General features: G+C 56.5%; 14 protein-coding genes, 1 tRNA gene and 1 pseudogene. 6 read left to right on the top strand and 10 right to left on the bottom strand.

Annotation, left to right across the window (positions count from 1 at the left end; translation table 11 throughout):
* Positions 1–60 precede the first annotated feature (60 nt).
* Together ltaE and IQ254_RS08855 are read right to left on the bottom strand one after the other, a co-directional pair.
* Positions 61–1,116 carry a low-specificity L-threonine aldolase gene (gene ltaE / locus IQ254_RS08860; RefSeq protein ID WP_193965812.1) on the bottom strand — a complete coding sequence of 352 codons (1,056 nt, stop codon included), beginning with the start codon at positions 1,114–1,116 and terminating at the stop codon, positions 61–63.
* A gap of 46 nt (positions 1,117–1,162) precedes the next feature.
* Positions 1,163–1,813: a TetR/AcrR family transcriptional regulator gene (locus tag IQ254_RS08855; RefSeq protein WP_313887407.1), complete on the bottom strand. Its 651-nt coding sequence runs from the start codon at positions 1,811–1,813 to the stop codon at positions 1,163–1,165.
* Positions 1,814–1,958: 145 nt separating this feature from the next.
* Between IQ254_RS08855 and IQ254_RS08850 the strand changes: the two genes are divergently transcribed.
* From IQ254_RS08850 to IQ254_RS08830, 5 genes are all read left to right on the top strand, one after another.
* The gene (locus IQ254_RS08850) at positions 1,959–3,149 is read left to right on the top strand and encodes an HlyD family efflux transporter periplasmic adaptor subunit (RefSeq protein ID WP_193965810.1); all 1,191 of its coding nucleotides are present in this window, start codon (positions 1,959–1,961) and stop codon (positions 3,147–3,149) included.
* A 143-nt stretch (positions 3,150–3,292) separates the two neighbouring features.
* Positions 3,293–4,477 (top strand): ABC transporter permease DevC, encoded by a 1,185-nt coding sequence (gene devC, locus IQ254_RS08845; protein ID WP_193965809.1) that lies wholly within the window; start codon positions 3,293–3,295, stop codon positions 4,475–4,477.
* Positions 4,478–4,548: 71 nt separating this feature from the next.
* Positions 4,549–6,147 carry an FAD-dependent monooxygenase gene (locus IQ254_RS08840; protein WP_193965808.1) on the top strand — a complete coding sequence of 533 codons (1,599 nt, stop codon included), beginning with the start codon at positions 4,549–4,551 and terminating at the stop codon, positions 6,145–6,147.
* A gap of 111 nt (positions 6,148–6,258) precedes the next feature.
* Positions 6,259–6,966 (top strand): DevA family ABC transporter ATP-binding protein, encoded by a 708-nt coding sequence (locus IQ254_RS08835; RefSeq protein WP_193965807.1) that lies wholly within the window; start codon positions 6,259–6,261, stop codon positions 6,964–6,966.
* A 195-nt stretch (positions 6,967–7,161) separates the two neighbouring features.
* Positions 7,162–8,769, top strand: a complete 1,608-nt coding sequence (locus tag IQ254_RS08830) for an alpha/beta hydrolase (protein ID WP_193965806.1) — start codon at positions 7,162–7,164, stop codon at positions 8,767–8,769.
* A 112-nt stretch (positions 8,770–8,881) separates the two neighbouring features.
* Here IQ254_RS08830 and IQ254_RS08825 read toward each other — a convergent pair whose 3' ends face one another.
* From IQ254_RS08825 to IQ254_RS08790, 8 genes are all read right to left on the bottom strand, one after another.
* The gene (locus IQ254_RS08825; protein WP_193965805.1) at positions 8,882–10,102 is read right to left on the bottom strand and encodes a potassium/proton antiporter; all 1,221 of its coding nucleotides are present in this window, start codon (positions 10,100–10,102) and stop codon (positions 8,882–8,884) included.
* Positions 10,099–10,656: a DUF3124 domain-containing protein gene (locus IQ254_RS08820; protein ID WP_193965804.1), complete on the bottom strand. Its 558-nt coding sequence runs from the start codon at positions 10,654–10,656 to the stop codon at positions 10,099–10,101. Before IQ254_RS08820 ends, IQ254_RS08825 begins: the two co-directional genes overlap by 4 nt.
* A gap of 119 nt (positions 10,657–10,775) precedes the next feature.
* Positions 10,776–11,729, bottom strand: a complete 954-nt coding sequence (locus IQ254_RS08815) for a YihY/virulence factor BrkB family protein (RefSeq protein WP_193965846.1) — start codon at positions 11,727–11,729, stop codon at positions 10,776–10,778.
* Between the two features lie 301 nt (positions 11,730–12,030).
* Positions 12,031–12,104, bottom strand: a tRNA-Pro gene (locus IQ254_RS08810).
* Positions 12,105–12,194: 90 nt separating this feature from the next.
* Positions 12,195–12,563: a DUF1818 family protein gene (locus IQ254_RS08805; protein ID WP_193965803.1), complete on the bottom strand. Its 369-nt coding sequence runs from the start codon at positions 12,561–12,563 to the stop codon at positions 12,195–12,197.
* A gap of 52 nt (positions 12,564–12,615) precedes the next feature.
* Positions 12,616–12,843, bottom strand: a complete 228-nt coding sequence (locus IQ254_RS08800; RefSeq protein ID WP_073610122.1) for a DNA-directed RNA polymerase subunit omega — start codon at positions 12,841–12,843, stop codon at positions 12,616–12,618.
* 104 nt (positions 12,844–12,947) lie between these two features.
* Positions 12,948–13,637, bottom strand: a complete 690-nt coding sequence (locus tag IQ254_RS08795) for an energy-coupling factor ABC transporter ATP-binding protein (RefSeq protein WP_193965802.1) — start codon at positions 13,635–13,637, stop codon at positions 12,948–12,950.
* A 25-nt stretch (positions 13,638–13,662) separates the two neighbouring features.
* Complete coding sequence (locus IQ254_RS08790) at positions 13,663–13,938, bottom strand: hypothetical protein (protein ID WP_193965801.1); 276 nt, start codon at positions 13,936–13,938, stop codon at positions 13,663–13,665.
* Positions 13,939–14,371: 433 nt separating this feature from the next.
* Between IQ254_RS08790 and IQ254_RS08785 the strand changes: the two are divergent.
* Positions 14,372–14,498 (top strand): annotated as a pseudogene (locus IQ254_RS08785) (photosystem II D2 protein (photosystem q(a) protein)); the annotation flags it as partial.

Raw genomic sequence — 14,498 nt, 5'->3', positions numbered from 1 at the left:
GAAGATGAGGCGAGTGGGGGAGGTGAGCAAGGGGAGAAGACTGTCATGCCCCATTTCCTTTCACCCTGCGAGGATAGTGCGAATGGCGTCGACCAGGCGATCGCACTGGGATTGGTCGATCCAGTAGTGGGTGACGGCCCGGAGGGTGCGATCGCCGTAGCCGCCAATATATAGACCATGTTCAACTTTCAGGGTTTTAATCAGCAATTCTGGAGAAACAGGTAGTCCCACAGCCAGATTGAAAAATACCATGTTGGTTTCAACCACCGCAGGGTCGATCTCAATGCCTGGAATAGTCGCTAACCCCTGGGCCAAGGTCTGGGCATGGGCATGGTCGGCCTGCAATCGCTGGCTCATGGTCTTAAGTGCAATGATGCCCGCCGCCGCCAATACCCCGGCCTGGCGCATGCCGCCGCCGAGCAGCTTGCGATGGCGACGGGCCTGATGAATGAACTCGGCACTGCCCACCAGCACCGAGCCGACCGGGGCGCACAACCCCTTGCTGAGGCACACGCTGACCGAATCGACATGGGTGGTGATCGCAGTCGGATCAACCCCCAGGGCAGTGGTGGCGTTAAACAGTCGGGCCCCATCGAGGTGGACACGTAGATCGTGAGCCTGGGCCAGCGCGGCGATCGCGGCAAAGTACTCAGGCTCAATCGCGGCCCCATGATTACCGCCAGAACTGTTCTCCAGCAAAATCAGGCGGCTGTGGGGCAGGTGGGGGTTGTTGCCGCGAATCGCCGCTTTGATGTGATCGATGGCCATGCGGCCCCGACTATCGGTGGGCAGCGGTCGCGGGGTAATGCCGCCCAGTACCGCGATGCCGCCAGCCTCCCAGCAAAAGGTGTGGGCGTCTTCCCCCAAAATGGCCTCATCGCCACGCTGGGCGTGGGTAAGGGCGGCAATCAGGTTGCCCTGGGTGCCACTGGTGACAAACAGACCCGCCTCTTTGCCCAAGATTTGAGCGGCCAGGGCTTCTAGCTCATTGACGGTGGGGTCTTCACCATAGACATCATCCCCGAGCTCGGCGGTGGCCATGGCTTCAACCATGGCTGGGGTGGGCCAGGTCACGGTGTCGGAGCGAAAGTCTACAGAGGGGTGGATGGTCACCATAGGCACTTAGAGGGCTGGTAGATAGAGTAGGCCATTGCTTTAGCGATTATGCCTCGAGTGATGACTGGCCAGCCGCCATGATCGTATAGATGAGCCCATCAATCATGCGGTCTGGGTCAAGGGGGACAATATCGCGGCCGTGGAGGATATTTTGAATGATCAAATAGTGCACTAATGAGCCAGCAAAGATCCGAGCTGAGACAGCAGGATCAAGCGACTTGAACTGAGGCTGAGAGGCAAAATAGAGCGCGAGATGATCTAGCAGGGGCTTTTGCACAGTGCGAACGAAGGTTTTAGCCAAGTCTGGAAAGCGCTCAGACTCACCAATCATCAATCGCATCAGCGTCAAGAGCGATTGATTGGCAGAAAATTCTGCTAGCACCGCATTGGCCATTTGGCGAAGAACCTGATCTGGCGGCGTTTCTGGGTCAAGATCTGTGCGCAGGCCGAAGATGATCTGGTTGGTGTTTTGGGTGAGCCACTGGATCAGTGAAACGAACAACCTTTCTTTGTCGTGAAAGTAGCTGTACAGAGTTGATTTAGACACCCCTGCCCCGGCGGCAATGCGATCCATGCTGGCTGCGGTATAGCCATAGGTGGTGAATACCTCCAGGGCACCCGCCAAGATCACCCCAGCTTTTTGTGTCATATCGCCAGGGGATAGAGCAAAGGACTTGGGCCGATTTGAAGCGTTCACGGTAGGAGTCCTGAAATGGCTAACTGTCAGCATAACAAGGGATCCGACTCTGTGCATTCTTTCTTTACTAAACCGTTTAGTTGACAATACTGGACGGTTTAGTATGATTGCAGGTGAGGTGCTTCAATTTCCCTGGAGGTAGCCAATGGCATCAGGTATTACAAATCATCGGGTGGCATTAGCCAAATTGTCGGGTCGATGGCTAATGTTGGTGGGCTTAGTGGTTTTGGGGCTAGCCAGGTTTGCCGTTTGGCAGATCTGGCAGGCTCCCGTGATCCAGGAGGCTCAGGTTGAGGCGGTAGACCCAGCAGTTTCGACGGTGACCGCCCTGGGACGGCTGGAGCCCCAGGGCGAGGCGATCAACCTGATCGCGCCGACGGCTACCCAAGAGAACCGGGTAGAGCAGCTCTTGGTGCAGGAGGGCGATCGCGTTGAGGCCGGTCAAATCATTGCAATTTTGGATAACCGCGATCGCCTCCAAGCCGCCCTCCAGCAGGCCGAACAGCAGGTGCAGATTGCTCGCACCCAGCTGGCCCGGGTCAACGCGGGGGCTCAATCGGGAGAAATCGCCGCCCAGCAAGCTGAAATCGCGCGCTTAGAAGCGGCCCAAGTCGGGGATGTGAGTAGCCAACAGGCGACGGTTGCACGTCTGGAGGCCGAAGTTGAAAATGCCCGCGTCGAGTACGAGCGCTACGAATCGCTCTATCAGCGCGGTGGCGTATCGGCCTCGGAGCGTGATGCCCGTGAGCTTACCTACACCACCGCCCAACGGCAGCTCCAGGAAGCCCAGGCCTCCCTGGGGCGGATTCAGACCACCAGCCGCCAGCAGATCGATCAGGCCCGGGCCAGACTCGATCAAATTGCCGAGGTGCGGCCCGTGGATGTGGCGGCGTCAGAGGCTGAGGTCGAGGCGGCGATCGCCGCCGTGGCCGAAGCCGAGGCCAATCTCGCCCAGGCAACCGTGCGATCGCCCCAGGCCGGACAAATTCTCAAGATTCACACTCGCCCTGGCGAAAAAATCGGCGACGAGGGCATTGCCACCCTGGGCCAAACCCAGCAGATGCAGGTGGTCGCCGAAGTCTACCAAGACGACATCGGCGCGATCGCCTTGGGGCAGTCGGTCGAGATTGCCTCCACAGTGTTTGCCCAAACCCTGACGGGCACCGTCGAACGCATTGGCCTCCAAGTGCAGCAACAGCAGGTGATCAACGAAGACCCCGCCGCCAATATCGACGCCAAGGTGATTGAAGTATTCATTGCTCTGGACGATGCGACCAGTAAAACCGTGGCCGGACTCACCGACCTCCAGGTGACGGCCACCATTCAACTTGAGTAATCTCTCTGGTCAGGTTCAGCGTTTCTCTTGCAGATACGTCCTCCGCCGGTGGAACTGATCCCCAAGCCTGCTAAAACTCACTCACCCACCCACCCAAAAAAAATCAAAATCGCCAATCTAAAACCAGTTCAGGAGCTACTCCCATGCTTGGCCTGATCAAAACGTTCAAAAATCTGGGCGATCGCACCCCCCTTGGTCTGAAGCAGCTCAAGCATGACCCCATGCGCCTGCTAACCGCGATCGCTGGTATCACCTTTGCCGACATCTTGATCTTCATGCAGCTGGGGTTTGCCGATGCCCTCTATAAAAGCAACACTCAGTATTCCCGCGCCATTCAGGCTGACCTGGTTATCCTGAGCACCCAGGCAAAAAACTTCAACCAGCTGCGCACCTTTCCCCGGCGACGGCTCTGGCAGGCCCAAGATATTCCCGGTGTCGCCTCTGCCGAACCGCTCTACCTGGGGTCTGTACAGTGGCGCAACCCCGAAACCCGCCAAAAGACCTCCATGCTGGTCATTGGCCAAAATCCCAATCGCCCTGCCCTTGACCTACCTGAAGTTAACCAGCAGTTAGACGCTATTCGCTTGCCCAATACCGTTTTATTTGATCAGGCCTCTCGGGGCACCTACCAGGAAATGATCGACCAGATCAAGGCCGGGGAAACTGTGACCACAGAAATAGGCCGGCGCACCGTGACCGTGACCGGCCTATTCACTGTGGGCGCATCGTTTGCCGATGATGGCGCGTTGATTACCAGCGATCAGAGTTTTTTACGGCTATTTCCCAGGCAAGAGGCCGGAGCTGTCACTATGGGGCTCATTAATCTGGAGCCGGGAACCGACCCTGAGCAGGCCAGAATCGATTTGGCGGCGCGCCTGCCCGACGATGTGCAGGTGTTGACCAAGCAGGGCTATGTCGAGTTTGAACTCAACGACATTCAGTCCGAGTCACCGGTTGGCTTTGTGTTTGGCCTGGGTTCGGTCATGGGGTTCATCGTCGGTGTGGTGATTGTCTATCAGGTATTGTCTACCGATGTGAATAGCCACCTGGGCGAGTACGCCACCTTCAGGGCCATGGGCTATCGCAATAGTTACCTGCTCGGCATTGTGGTAGAAGAGGCCATCATTCTCTCAGTGCTGGGGTTTGTGCCCGGTTTGGTGATTGCCCTGGGGGCCTATCAGCTGACGGCGGCAGCCACCGCTCTACCGCTAGCTATGCCTGCCAGCCGAGCCATTACGGTGCTGGCGTTGACCTTTGTCATGTGTGGAGCCTCGGGGGCGATCGCCACCCGCCGCCTCCAGGCCGCTGACCCGGCTGATATTTTCTAGCTTCAAAACGGGGGCGAGCTTGTCAACCTCTATGAATGCCCTGCTGTTCTGACCTGTACAAGGAGAACCCGATGACTACGACTACCGATGTCTTAATTGTAGGCGGCGGACCTTCTGGACTCATGGCGGCTGTTTTGCTGGCTGCCCACGGCATCACATTTCGCATTATTGATAAAAAAGAGACCTTCTCAGAAAATTCCAGGGCGCTGGTAATTCAGCCCCGTTCCCTCGAACTTTTTGAGCAGATCGGTATTGTCGAGGCTTTTTTAGCCCAGGGGCGTCAGGTTCGCGGCGGAACGCTTTATACGACCATCGGCAACTTCGATATCGATATTTACAGCGCTGGACACGATCAAACCCGCTATAGCTATGGCCTCATGCTTGAGCAGAGCAATACGGAAAAGCTGCTCTATCAGCACCTACAGAGTCGAGGGCATCAGCTTGAGTGGAACTGTGAACTATTGAAGGTCGAGCCCACAGAAGCGGGTTTTCAAGCGACGTTAGGTCAGTCTGATGGAACCATAGAGGTCGTGCAGTTCAGCTACCTGATTGCTGCGGATGGTGCCAGCAGCACCGTGCGTAAGCACCTCGGGGTGGCCTTTACCGGAAACACCGTTGAGCAGCGATTCATGGTGATGGACGCCACCGTTGAGCAGGGCTTTCAAAACGAAACCATTGCCCTTAACTTTAATGCCAGCGGCGATATTGCCCTTTTTCCACTGCCTCCCCGCGATCGCTTTCGGATCATCAGCACCCTGCCGTCGAATTCGGCACAGGAAGACCCAACCGTTGAGGACTTTAAGGTCTTACTCCAGGAAAATTTCCCTGTCGGCTTAGAGGTCACCGATCCGGCTTGGTTTACGCCTTACCGTATCCACAGTCGCAGCGTGGAGCAGTTTAAGGTCGGGCGAGTCTTTTTCGTTGGTGATGCAGCCCATGTACATACCCCAGTGGGCGGTCAGGGCATGAATACCGGCCTTCAAGATGCCCATAACCTAGCCTGGAAGCTGGCGGCCGTACTTAAGGGAGAGCTACCGGCATCAGTCCTCGACTCTTATCATGCTGAACGGCATCCAGTAGCCCAAAGGCTGCTGAGCACCACCGATCGGATCTTTCAAGCGGTGAGCGAACAAACGCCGTGGGCCAGTTTCTTCCGAGCCCATCTGTTTGCGCCCTTAGTTATTCTCATAACCCACCTGCCGGGGGTGAAGCAGCGCTTCTTTCCGATCGTCGCCCAGACCGGCATTCGCTATGAGGACGGCTACTTTATTCAAGGGCAAACCGAGAATTTGCCCAAAGATGCGCCTGCACCTGGTGAGCGCTGGCCCTACCTCACCTTTGACCAAGCCGGCAAAGCGCTCACCAGCTATGGGCTCCTCGACTATGCCTATCATCATTTGTTTCTATTTTGCGCAAACCCTGCAATGGCTGAGATTGCTGCCCTCACCGATGAGCTAGAGCAGGCATTTTGCCTGAAAGTTCACCTGGTCACACCGCAATCCCAGGCGCATTTCCTCCGCTGTGGTGCAAGACCGTTTGCCCAATTCAGCTCAGGTGACGTGGCGGCCTATCTGGTTCGGCCTGATGCGTACCTGGGTCTGAGAGCGAACCTATTTCAACTGAAATTTTTGCGGACGACGCTAGAGCAGTATTTTGTCTCCCATGCCTAGGGCTGGGGCAACACCAAAGCCAGTGATTGGCTTCGCTTCACAACGCGCGGTCTGACAGATGCGATCGCCATCTATCCATTTTCTAACCCCCACTTTCTAACCGATTGATCTATGGTTCACTCCCCTTCCATCGTGGTTCATCAACTCGACCACCACTTCGGTTCAGGCAACCTCAAAAAGCAGGTGCTGTTCGATATCAATTTGGAGATTTCTGCCGGGGAGATTGTGATCATGACCGGCCCGTCGGGCTCGGGCAAAACTACCCTGCTAACCCTGATTGGCGGCCTGCGATCGGCCCAGACCGGCAGCCTAAAGGTTGTCGGCCATGAGATTACCGGCGCTAGCGAAAACGACTTGGTCAACGCTCGGCGCAACAATGGTTATATTTTTCAGGCCCATAACCTCCACGGCAGCCTCACCGCCCTAGAAAACGTGCAGATGGGCCTAGAGGTGCATGGCAATTTATCTAAGCCGGAGCGCCATCGCATGGCCAACGCAATGTTGACCCAGGTCGGGTTAGAAGATCGGGTGAATTACTATCCGGCCGATCTATCCGGGGGGCAGAAACAGCGGGTGGCGATCGCCCGCGCCCTGGTCAGCCGCCCCAAAATTGTGCTGGCCGATGAGCCTACCGCCGCCCTCGACAAAAAGTCGGGCCGCGATGTGGTCGACATCATGCACGACCTGGCCAAGCAGCAGGGCTGTACCATTCTGCTGGTCACCCACGACAACCGCATTCTCGACATTGCCGATCGCATTGTTTATATGGAAGACGGCCGCCTTTCGAAGCAGCCTGAACTGGTAGAAAGCGCCCAATAGCCTTCGGTCTCCTAGGGCGTGTCATCAATTCTGGCCCCAATCCTAATTCCATCAGCGTTGCTACGCTGACCCCAAAAACAGGCTAGGGCTGTAGCCGCTGATGCTCAGGCCATCAACCGTCAATTGATCACAGCCCCTAGCAGACTCCCGTGCCCGCCAAGCTCCATACTGTGTAAGTCAGCCTCAGGTGTCGCGATGACAATTAAATCTTGGACCAGCCGTCGATTGCAATACCTGGCCATTTTGGTTGGGACTGCTCTACTGCCATCGCTTTGGCTGGGGCTACCGGGTTTGGCCACCGAGCGGATTTTAATTAACTTTGGCCCCCTGGGGCGGTCGATCGCCGTCGAAGACCTGGAAACCTACGCCCGCACAGGCAAGCTCAACAACGAGCTAAAAGATTTGGGCCGCTACCTTAGCCCCCAGCAGCTACAGCAGTTTCGCGACGGGCTCACCCTCAGCGCCGATGTCGATGTGGTCACGGTGTCCCAGTTTCTCTACACGCCCCAGGGAGAAGCCATCCTAGAGAGTTTGGGCGAAGTGGTGCAAACGGCGGGTCGGATCAATGGCGATCGCGCCATACGAGCCGCGTTGATCTTGGCGGCTGCAGACAGCGATGGTGGCTTCAATTTGCTCAATATTCTCCAACATTTTCCCACCGAGGGAGCGCAGGTCGATGTGCAACGACTCTCGGTGGTGGCCAGAGCCGTACTGGGCGAAATTAATCAGACCCAGCAGGCCGTGGCTCAGGTGCGTCAGCAGGCTATTGCTGGTGCAGAGCCAGACAGCGGCGCCGTCTCTATTGTGGATGACCCCGCCGAGCTAGGGTCTTTCCGCTGGCAAAAGCAGGTACTCAACCAGCTCACGCTGCCCACCGACCTCTATTTGCCAGCGGGGCAGAATGCGCCCTTGGTGGTGATCTCCCACGGGTTGGGGGGCGATCGCACCACCTTTGCCTACCTAGCTGAGCATCTAGCCTCCCACGGCCTGGCGGTGGCGGTGGTAGAGCACCCGGGCAGCAGCTCGGCCCAGATTGAGGCGCTGCTAACGGACCAAACCGATGAAGCGATTGAGCCCGACGAGATGATTCGCCGGGCCACGTCGATTCAGACACTGCTAGACCAGTTAGAAACCGTCGCCCAAGATCCGGCCCTCGGCAGCCGGATCAACCTAGATCGCGTTGGCGTATTGGGGCAATCCCTCGGCGGGTATACCACCCTGGCCCTAGCCGGAGCCACCGTCGACCCGGCGTCTCTAGAGCAAAACTGTCCGCCGCAGATTTCTAGCCAGCTCAATCTGTCGATGCTGCTGCAGTGCTCGGTGCTGACGCTGCCCCAGCCGCTGCCGACGCTGCAAGATAGCCGGGTCAAAGCTGCGATCGCCATCAACCCTCTCGATAGCGCCGTGTTTGGTCCGGCGGGCATGGCGAATATTACCGTCCCGACCATGGTCGTCTCCGGCAGCGCCGATTCCGTAACGCCCGCGCTGGCAGAGCAAATTCGACCGGTCACCTGGCTCGAAGCGCCCGAGCGCTATCTGATGCTGATGGAAAACGGCACCCACTTTTCGACTATTTTTGACCCCCAAGCCGATACAGAGGCTCTGCCGGTGCCTCCCCAGGCCATTGGCCCCGATCCAGCGGCGGCCCAGCAGTATGTCAAAGCCACGGGCGTCGCTTTCTTCAAAACCTATCTGGCCGAGGTCGAGGGCTACCGTCCCTATCTCAATCAGACCTATATAGACATTCTCAGCCAGCCCGACCTGCCCCTCTACCTAGTACGTGATTTCACCCTGGAGGAATAGCACCGCAAGACCTGGTTGACCTTCAAATCACATTACAGTCGCTAACGCTGCTGGAGCAGCGGTTTGCCCTTAGGAAAAGCCTTCCCTGGCTGCAGCAAACCTAGGCAGTCTCCTAGGCCCCAGTTTCCGTCAGCCCTAACCGCGTTGCCGTCCAGGCCAGCGATAGCCCCTGCACCAGCACCGACACCAGCACCGTAAAAAACACGACGTTAAAGATCTGCTGCCCGCCGTCAATGCCCGCCGATAGGGGCACCGTCGCCAGCACGATGGGCACCGCCCCCCGCAACCCCACCCAGGCCAGAAAACTCTTTTCGGCCCAGGGCATGGCAAACGGTGCCAGGCAGATAAACACGCTGATCGGGCGGGCAACGAACATCAGAAATAGCGCGATCGCCAGCCCTACCGCCGCAATACTCGGCAGCTGCGACGGAAACACCAGCAGCCCCAGCACCAAAAACATCGCGATCGACATCAGCCAGTTGAGACCATCGTGGAAGCTCAGGATTAGCTCTCGCTGGACGATGGGTAGATTGCCCACCACCATACCCGCGAGGTAAACCGCTAAAAAGCCGTTGCCCCCCAACCGGTCGGTCAGGCCATAGGTAATCAGCAGCAGGGCAAAGGTGGTAATGGGGTAGAGACTGGGTACCTTCAAGCGAATGTGGTTGACCACCCACACCATTGCCCGCCCGGCCCCGTAGCCCACCAATCCGCCGACTAAAAGCTGTTGTACCAGCGACCCCATCAGGGCCGCCACCGAAAAATGGTCTGTGGTCAAGATCTGCACCACGTTGGTGGTGAGTAACACGGCCATCGGATCGTTGCTGCCCGACTCAAACTCCAGTAGCGGCTGAAGCTCCCCCCGCAGCTTGAGGCCACTCGAGCGCAGAATCGAGAATACCGCCGCCGCATCGGTGGACGACACAATGGTGCCCACCAGTAGGCCCTCAATCCAGGTTATGCCCTTGGTGCCCAGGTCAAAATTGGCAAAGGTGCCCAGCATGAGCCAGGCAAAGGTGCCCACCAAGAGCGCCGTTAGCGCTACCCCCAGGGTAGATAGGGTGAGGCCAATACCGAGCACCGGGCGTACCCGCCGCCACTCGGTATCGAGGCCCCCCGCAAACAAAATCAAAATCAGCGCGCTGTCGCCGACGGCGCCGGTCAGCTCAGGGTTGTTGAAGTAGATGCCGCCGGGTCCTTCAGAACCCGCCAGCATGCCCACCACCAGAAACAGCACCAGGGCCGGCAAACCAAATTTTGCCGCCACCTTACTGGCCAAGACCCCCGCCAGCAGCAGCACACCGATCAGGGTGATAACAACACTGAAGCTCATGGTGAAGGTAGCTCGTCGATCACATGCCCTGGGCTCACAAAAGACACGCCCTGCTGGGATGTGGTGCTGATCATCACCGCTTTGATCACCGGGTCGCTGACGGCGGTGGCGGCCCGCCACTCGACAATGAAGTTGGCTCCGGCCCCCCCGGTCACGTTGGTGCGATCGACGACAATTTCGGTGGAGGCCAGGGGCCCCAGCTGAATGGGCTGATCGAGGTAGCTCTGGACGCGATCGCCCCCCGAGTTGTAGTAGTCTAGCCTGTCAATCACGATGGGCCGGTCGCGATCGGTGTTGCGCAGGCTGAGGGTAACCGTGAGCTGAAAGCCCCGACCGGCCTCAGAGTCAAAAATCTCGGAATAAACCGGCACATAAACCGTCTGCCCCTGCACCGGGTTATCTGGGGTAGCCGACAGAACGGTGATGCCGGGGCGATCGCTGAACCGCTGAACCGCAGACTGTACCGGGGCAGGGCTCGTGGCCGGGGTCTGCAGGGCACAGGCCGACAGCATCCCCACCATCAGACTCACCGCAAGTACTCTAAGCTTTGCCATTGAACGCTGACTCCCCCTGGGTCCAAAATGTATGCACCGCCTGTCTCTCAACCATTGATGCCACTGGCGCTAGTCCATCAGGGCTAAAGTAGCCTACCCCTGTGCGAGGCTACCATACCTCATTGCCCAAATCGTGCTGCCCGCCGCTTGGTGCCAAACAGATGGGCATACACAAACGAAAACTCGCAGCCCGCAAAGAAAATCTGGCAGGCCAGAAAAATCCACAGCATCAAAATCATCACGCTGCCGATCACCCCGTAGGAGACAAAGCGGCTGCCCAGCGTGATCACGCTGTTGCTGACCAGCCATTGTAACCCCGCTAGCAGTAGGGTGGTGAGCAAGGCCCCCGGCCAGATGTCGCGCCAGGAAAGTTTGACCGTGGGCAAAATTCTAAACAATCCGGCGATCGCCAGACCCAGAGCCAACACTGACCAGCCCGCCTGTAGCCCTCGACTGAGCACCTCCTGATCAATGTTCAAAAATGCGAAGGTTTCCTGAAAGGTCTCGACTAGCGCCAGAATCACCCTAATTACAATATTCGAGACCAGCGATACCAACAGCAGCAACGCGGTACCTAGCACCAGCAAAAACGCCGATAGTTTATTGATAATAAAAAAGGTGGCCATTTTGACCGGCGACCCCGCTTCGCTCACCTGGCTGGGCGACTCCCAGATTTTATTTACCGATCGTTTGAGAATGGCAAAGATGGTGCTGGCTGCAAATAGCAGAATGCCAAACCCCACCAGACCTGCCCCGACGCTGTTTTGGTTCAGGGCAATCAGCGTTTCTTTGATCAAGTCGTGCACCTCGGCCGGTAGATAGCGCACAATCACACCTTGAAGCGCTGCAAAGGCATCGCTGTCGGGGCCAACCAGCACACCGACCACGCTAAGCACCACCAACAACAGCGGAAACAGCGAGAACAAGGCATAGTACGACAGGGCCGCTGCCATGCCAGGGCAGTTGTCGCGATCCCACTTGAGCCAGGTTTGAATCAGCAGCTGGGCGGGTTTAGAAGGGAGAACCTGATGGCGCAGGTAGGGCAGCAGGCGCGATCGCACGTAGTTCAACATAGGTGGATAGGGCAGAGAAACCGAGGGTATTATCGCCCACTGGGTCATGGCGTAGACCCAGGCTCATTGTCTTTCGCTGGCCTTTGTACCGCCAACGAAGTCGAATCCAGCCATCAACGTTCTCGATTGAAACGTCACCTTTAGGAGTGCTGGCCATGATTTAAGTACCCAATTTGTACCCATCGAATAGCCAAAAGCCTAATTCTTTCGTTGAATTCTGGCAAGCTCCTGTACCCATTTGGGTATCAGGGCCTGTACCCAGAAACGCCAAAACCCCGCCAAATGGCGAGGTTTCAGTCTATCGGAGCGGCGGGATTTGAACCCACGACCCCCACTACCCCAAAGTGGTGCGCTACCAAGCTGCGCTACGCCCCGTTCATTTGAACTTTGCTTAACCAGCCTAGCATACTCCATACATGCAGCTATATAAACCCTCCAAAAACCTCGGTTTTGCTGTAGAGGTCGCTAAAAGCCCGTTTCGTGGCTAATGGCCTGAATTATCTTCTGAGTGGCGTCGGCATCCCACTCACCTTGGCAGCAGCGGCCGGTTGTGAGTATAAATCGCAGACTGTAAGCATCAGGAAACCCTTCTGCTTCTAACCAAAGACAGTCAGCCTCGGCCTCGCAGGTAATGCGTTCTGTATCCATCAGGTCTGCTGCGATCGCATCCATAGTCTCACTAATCTCCACCACTAATCGGCGAAACGTGAGAAATTCTACTTGCGTGAGCTCAATGGCCCAAGCTTTGCCAGCCAATAACCCTTGATAATGGGGGGCGGTGGCGTCCCAACCTAGCCGCCATCCATGACCTTCTTTAGTTAATCTCTCACCCATAGACAGAGTGCCCCTTCAATAGGGTTGGGATTGGGACTGGGTTACCTATGGATTACTCGCCGATAATCTCAGGCTGAGTGAGCTCATCAGACATTTCGATGATGGCTCGCAGCACAGGCTTCATCTTCGGGTCTTCGTAGTTTTCAAAATCTTCGAACCGTCGGCGCTGGGCTCGATTGGCGACTTGCACGGTAATTCGATATCGGTTTGAGGCGGCTCGAATCAAATCTTCAGTTCTGCGCATAACCTGAGTACTGTCAAAAGGGGAGCGCTTAGCCATAAACAACCTCAACAAATTAACGTCTGGCCCCCATTCTATCAATGTTTCTGGTGGCCAACCCAATTGTTGCCGCTACCGTGGTCTAGCTGTTAGCAGAGCCAGGGCTAGGGCTGACTTTGTAATCGATGCTTAAGGCGATGGGGGTCGCCTTCATCTAGAACTTTACCTGACTCCAGCAAAAAAGCGCGATCGCAGTAGTCCAGCTCCACCAAACGATGGGTCACCCATAGCGCGGTTAGCCCTCTCAGCTTGACTAAATCTCTCACCCGTTTGACTAGGTCAATCTGGCTATCGGGGTCAAGTAGGGCCGTTGGCTCATCCAGCAGCAGCACATTGCAGTGGCGGGCGATCGCCCCGGCAATTGCTACCCGCTGCTTTTGTCCACCGCTGAGGGCGTAGATAGGGCGGCGCTTCAGCCCCAGCAGGTTAATGGCTGCTAGGGCATCATCGACCCGGTTGCGAATGTCCGCTAGGGGTAGGTGTTCATCTACTAGACCAAAAGCCACATCGGCGCCCACCGTGGGCATCACCAGCTGATGGTCGGGATTCTGAAAGACGAACCCCACGGGTCGTTCAATAGACCATTTGCCGCGCTGAGGCTTTAGTAAACCCCCTAAAATCTTCAACAAGGTCGACTTACCACTGCCGTTGTTGCCCAGCAGCATGCAAAACTCACCCGACTGCACTGTCAACGAGCAGTCCTCTAAAACCGTTTGCCCAGAAGGCCATTCAAACCGCAAGTTGCTGACTTGAATAGCCCCAGAATCGTTAAACGCAGCCGCGTCGCCAGGCACTAATCTTGACTCCTCATCACATCACCTACTGATCGCTGCTGAGGGCAAAGAACCCTGGCGGACGCCCCGAAGCTGTAGCAGTACCACTCTTCTCAAAGATTTGCACTGCTGCCAGTTCACTACCTAAAACGCTGACGCGCTTGTTGGGTTGCTGGTCACAGGTGAGATCAACGAGTTGACTGCTGCCGCTGCGTATTGCCTCTACAACGGAGTTATAGGTGGCCTCTGCGTCGCTCTGCTCTTTTTTCTGCACCGAGAGGGGCATGGCCGTGTGCTTTAAGGTCAACTCAATCGTGAACATAGTCGAATATTACCCAGTAAGGTTGAGGAACTGGCGGCTTTGGCAAAGCACGCTCTTATATATATAGAGTGTAAGCGGTCGCGATCGCACCCCCTGGGTGGCTATTACATGTAGGGCATGTCACCTGCTAGCAGCTTTGGGAAAACCGGCCCAATCGATTAGTTGGGCTAAACTGTCTAGGCATATTCGTCGCTTGGTATGAGTAAAAATGCTCAATAAAATCGCTGAAACCTAAAGATGATCTGGGTTTTAGGGCTAACCTCCCTAAAAATACCCCCTATAATGATAACTACGGTAAAGAATAGTAAACACTACTCATAATCGGCCCGTCGTTGGCTTGACGTTTAGTCGGTTAGCGGCTTGTCGGTTTAGAGCTAGAGCCATCATCTTCCGTGTATATACCTTGTTGTCAAATAATTACGGAGATCCGCGTATGACCATAGCAATGGGACGCGCGCCAGCCCAGCGAGGATGGTTTGACATTCTCGACGACTGGCTCAAGCGCGATCGCTTTGTCTTTATCGGCTGGTCCGGCATTTTGCTGTTTCCCTGCGCCTTCA

The organism is Nodosilinea sp. LEGE 07088 (assembly GCF_015207395.1).
Taxonomy (GTDB): Bacteria; Cyanobacteriota; Cyanobacteriia; order Phormidesmidales; family Phormidesmidaceae; genus Nodosilinea.
The sequence above is the reverse complement of the archived record's forward strand: the minus strand, read 5'-3'. Positions and strand labels throughout refer to the sequence as shown.

What these genes read in the sequence shown, in the direction of transcription:
- ltaE (WP_193965812.1), bottom strand. Translation starts at nt 1,116, where the DNA reads ATGGTGACCATCCACCCCTCTGTAGACTTTCGCTCCGACACCGTGACC.
- IQ254_RS08850 (WP_193965810.1), top strand. Translation starts at nt 1,959, where the DNA reads ATGGCATCAGGTATTACAAATCATCGGGTGGCATTAGCCAAATTGTCG.
- devC (WP_193965809.1), top strand. Translation starts at nt 3,293, where the DNA reads ATGCTTGGCCTGATCAAAACGTTCAAAAATCTGGGCGATCGCACCCCC.
- IQ254_RS08840 (WP_193965808.1), top strand. Translation starts at nt 4,549, where the DNA reads ATGACTACGACTACCGATGTCTTAATTGTAGGCGGCGGACCTTCTGGA.
- IQ254_RS08835 (WP_193965807.1), top strand. Translation starts at nt 6,259, where the DNA reads ATGGTTCACTCCCCTTCCATCGTGGTTCATCAACTCGACCACCACTTC.
- IQ254_RS08830 (WP_193965806.1), top strand. Translation starts at nt 7,162, where the DNA reads ATGACAATTAAATCTTGGACCAGCCGTCGATTGCAATACCTGGCCATT.
- IQ254_RS08825 (WP_193965805.1), bottom strand. Translation starts at nt 10,102, where the DNA reads ATGAGCTTCAGTGTTGTTATCACCCTGATCGGTGTGCTGCTGCTGGCG.
- IQ254_RS08820 (WP_193965804.1), bottom strand. Translation starts at nt 10,656, where the DNA reads ATGGCAAAGCTTAGAGTACTTGCGGTGAGTCTGATGGTGGGGATGCTG.
- IQ254_RS08815 (WP_193965846.1), bottom strand. Translation starts at nt 11,729, where the DNA reads ATGTTGAACTACGTGCGATCGCGCCTGCTGCCCTACCTGCGCCATCAG.
- IQ254_RS08805 (WP_193965803.1), bottom strand. Translation starts at nt 12,563, where the DNA reads ATGGGTGAGAGATTAACTAAAGAAGGTCATGGATGGCGGCTAGGTTGG.
- IQ254_RS08800 (WP_073610122.1), bottom strand. Translation starts at nt 12,843, where the DNA reads ATGGCTAAGCGCTCCCCTTTTGACAGTACTCAGGTTATGCGCAGAACT.
- IQ254_RS08790 (WP_193965801.1), bottom strand. Translation starts at nt 13,938, where the DNA reads ATGTTCACGATTGAGTTGACCTTAAAGCACACGGCCATGCCCCTCTCG.